Consider the following 1,362-nt stretch of genomic DNA (forward strand, 5'->3'; position numbering starts at 1 on the left):
CGATCGAGCCGGCGAACAGCACGTCGCCGACGATCGCGACGCGATGCGCGCGGCTGAAGAACACGACATGGCCGGGCGTGTGGCCCGGGCAGTGATAGACCTCGAGCGTCTCGTCGCCGAACTGCACAGTGTCGCCGTCGTTCAGCCAGTGGTCAGGCTCGAACGTTTCCGCGGCCGGAAAGCCGAAGCGCTGGCTCTGCATCGGCAGTTGCTCGATCCAGAAGCGCTCGTCTTCCTGCGGCCCCACGATCGGCACGCCGTAGTGCGTTGCGAGCGCCTTCGCGCCCGCGCAGTGATCGACGTGGCCGTGCGTGAGCAGCACCTTCTCGACCTGTACGTCCTGCCGCGCGATCTCCTGTTCGATCCGTTCGAGATCGCCGCCCGGATCGACGACGGCGGCGCGGCCGGTCTTTTCGCAGACGAGCAGCGAGCAGTTCTGCTGGAACGGCGTGACCGGAATGAGCGTGACTTTCATGGAGGCACCGGCGGCTAAAAGGAGCGATTGTACCGGTCGTGCGGGCGGCTTGCCGACCCTGCGGCGCGTCGGCCGACACAGGTCCGCGGGCAATTCCGGAGCATCCCGATTGTTACCGCCATAGTGAGAATCAATGGTCCGGACGGGGTGCTTTTCCGGTGGACCTTTTGATTTATGTATAATGCGGTCCATCCTGCGTGAATTTCACGCAATTCGCTGGTGTTTCGGCCCCGTTAAACGGGGCGTCGGATTCACCGTCAAGCATCGACCGCCGGGGAGTCCGGCGGTGTATCCAGCACCGAGCATTCGGTGCTCACGTCTTGTCCGGCCGGGTGCTGCGCGCCCGCCTGCGGCCCTGCTGCCGCGCCGCCGGATGAGGCCTGTGCCGCCGTTCCTGTGCGTTGGCTGTACGCGACGCGCGCGAACGTGAAAGCCATGTTCGATGGCGGCATGTGGGGTCTGGTCAGGCTGCCGGGGACAGGTTGCGCCAGACGTGAAAACTAATCAGGACGGTTGCGGCACTGACGAAAAGCCGCGCCCATGCTAGCCGCCTGCTCGCAACCGAGCCGGGCGTGCACGCATTTGCCGTCCGGGCCGCGTACCTGCGTTGTCAAGCAGCGTTGTATCGATGCGGCCCGAACCAGAAGGCGACACGTCGATGAATTTACGTTTTCCGAGTCGATTCGGGACCATTGCATTGTTTTTTGCGCTGACGGGCTGTGCGGTGCCACCCAGCCAGACCACCGGCAGCGCGAACCAGAAGAACGCAGCCAACAAGACGGCCGCTGCAGCGAGCGCGGACGACGACAAGCAGCAACTGAATTTCGATTCCGCGCTGGCATCGATGCCGGCTGCCGACAGCAAGGACGCGAAGAAGTCGTCGCTGG

The 1,362-nt window shown here is 64.3% G+C and carries 1 protein-coding gene and 1 pseudogene; one reads left to right on the forward strand and one right to left on the reverse strand.

Annotated elements, in window-relative coordinates; translation table 11 throughout:
- A partial coding sequence (locus PI86_RS15515; protein WP_039324394.1) for an MBL fold metallo-hydrolase occupies positions 1-475 on the reverse strand: 475 nt, incomplete at its 3' end.
- Positions 476-1,133: 658 nt separating this feature from the next.
- Here PI86_RS15515 and PI86_RS15520 point away from each other — a divergent pair.
- Positions 1,134-1,362: pseudogene (locus PI86_RS15520) on the forward strand (septal ring lytic transglycosylase RlpA family protein); the annotation flags it as partial.

The sequence above is a fragment of the Burkholderia sp. A9 genome (assembly GCF_000801975.1).